This is a genomic window from Streptomyces sp. NPDC057565 (assembly GCF_042801455.1).
In the GTDB taxonomy this organism is placed as follows: domain Bacteria; phylum Actinomycetota; class Actinomycetes; order Streptomycetales; family Streptomycetaceae; genus Streptomyces; species Streptomyces yanii.
The window spans coordinates 57721-58659 of record NZ_JBHVFU010000048.1 but is presented as its reverse complement, the minus strand read 5'-3'; the positions used below and the strand labels follow the sequence as shown (position 1 = coordinate 58659).

1 rRNA gene and 1 pseudogene are annotated in these 939 nt (G+C 70.4%); both read left to right on the top strand.

Annotation, left to right across the window (positions count from 1 at the left end):
* A 5S ribosomal RNA gene (rrf, locus tag ACFU8W_RS40645) occupies nt 1–92 on the top strand; the annotation flags it as partial.
* Nucleotides 93–249: 157 nt separating this feature from the next.
* Nucleotides 250–939: pseudogene (locus tag ACFU8W_RS40640) on the top strand (tetratricopeptide repeat protein); the annotation flags it as partial.

The window sequence follows — 939 nt, the reverse complement described above, 5'->3', positions numbered from 1 at the left end:
CGCCCGGTTACATTCCGAACCCGGAAGCTAAGCCTTTCAGCGCCGATGGTACTGCAGGGGGGACCCTGTGGGAGAGTAGGACGCCGCCGAACAATCTTTCAAGGACCCCTGGTCCCAGCGTTCACGCTGGGACCAGGGGTCCTTTTGTTTTGCCGAAGCGCGTCGGGTGTCCGGCTGCGCGAGAATGTGTGTAGTACCCGAAGAACAGGAGTTCCACCAATGTCCACCAACTCTCCCGACGATCGTTCGGAGCGCGAGCCGCGTCGCCGGGACGGGGGTGACCGGGGCGGCTTCCGGGGTGGTCGTGACGACAGGTCCGGCGGCCCGCGCCGGGACAACGACCGTGGTGGCTTCCGTCGCGATGACAGCCGGCCCACGAGCGGCGGTGACCGGGGCGGCTTCCGTCGTGACGACAGCCGCGGCGGTTCCGGTGGTGGGTTCCGTCGGGACGATCGTGCGCCGCGGCGTGAGGACGACCGCGGTGGGTTCCGTCGTGACGACAGCCGCGGTGGCTCCGGTGGTGGGTTCCGTCGGGACGATCGTGCGCCGCGGCGTGAGGACGACCGTGGTGGGTTCCGCCGCGATGATCGTGGGCCGCGTCGTGATGACGACCGCGGTGGGCGTCCCGGTGGTGGCTTCGAGCGTCGTGACGATCGGCCGCGTGGGCCCCGTCGCGACGACGACAGCCGCGGCGGCGGGTTCCGCCGTGACGACAGCCGCGGTGGTTCCGGTGGTGGGTTCCGCCGTGACGATCGTGCGCCGCGTCGTGAGGACGACCGCGGTGGCTTCCGTCGTGACGACAGCCGCGGTGGTGGGTTCCGTCGGGACGATCGTGCGCCGCGTCGTGAGGACGACCGTGGTGGGTTCCGCCGCGATGATCGTGGGCCGCGTCGTGATGACGACCGCGGTGGGCGTCCCGGTGGTGGCTTCGAGCGTCGT